Source organism: Bacillus cereus group sp. BfR-BA-01316 (genome assembly GCF_022664195.1).
Classification (GTDB): domain Bacteria; phylum Bacillota; class Bacilli; order Bacillales; family Bacillaceae_G; genus Bacillus_A.
This window is the reverse complement of record NZ_JAKUGX010000082.1, coordinates 1-843: the sequence shown is the minus strand read 5'-3', so window position 1 is coordinate 843 and position 843 is coordinate 1. Positions and strand designations below refer to the sequence as shown.

Genomic DNA, 843 nt, shown 5'->3' with positions numbered 1-843 from the left:
TAGTTCGTCTTTTAAGCCTTTAATAGTGTTCCCAGAAGTAGTTGTTGATTGTTCCTTTTTTGTAGCTTCTTCTTGCTGTTTCCGTTGTTTTTCAGCTGCCTCTTGTTCTGCTTTCTCCTTTTTTACTATCCCTTTTTCTTCAGCTTCCTTCGCTTTCTCAGCTGTTTTTTGTGCTTCTTGCTCAGCTTTAGATTCTTTAGAAGTACTTGCTGTTTCATTAGATGAACATGCTACTAATCCCATAAATAAAGCGCAACAAGTAAGTGTTTTTAATAGTTTATTGTTCATAATATGTATCCCCCAGCGTTTAAAATGTTAGATTTCCTGAACTATCATAACAAATGTGGTTACAACTATTTTGTTATGTTTTGTCGAATAAAAATAAAAAAGAGAGATTCCGCTTATGTGAAGATCATTTATCTAGTATTGAGCATTTAATAATTATGATAAGTACAAGCATCGTAAGGAGGTGTATACATGAATGAAAACAATGAGTTTTTGAGTGGAGCAGCGTTTGATCCGAATTTACTGGGTCCTACATTGCCACCTATTCCACCGTTTACTTTGCCTACAGGACCCACTGGTCCAACAGGCCCTACTGGATTAACAGGTGTAACAGGAGCGACAGGAATAACTGGCCCGACGGGAGAAATAGGTCCGACAGGCCCAACCGGTCCAACGGGAGAAACAGGTCCGACAGGTCCAACAGGTCCAACGGGAGAAACAGGTCCGACAGGAGCAACTGAAGGCTGTCTTTGTGATTGCTGTGTTTTACCTATGCAGAACGTTTTACAACAACTTATTGGGGAAACTGTGATTCTTGGTACTATTGCAGACGCGCCC

Annotated in this window: 1 protein-coding gene and 1 pseudogene; one reads left to right on the top strand and one right to left on the bottom strand. The window is 40.3% G+C overall.

All coding sequences use genetic code 11. The annotated features are described in order from the left end of the window. Positions 1–288 (bottom strand): annotated as a pseudogene (locus MR071_RS24995) (hypothetical protein); the annotation flags it as partial. Positions 289–477: 189 nt separating this feature from the next. On the opposite strand from MR071_RS24995, the gene MR071_RS24990 reads away from it, so the two are divergent. Beyond that, a partial coding sequence (locus MR071_RS24990; RefSeq protein WP_242238242.1) for an exosporium leader peptide-containing protein occupies positions 478–843 on the top strand: 366 nt, incomplete at its 3' end.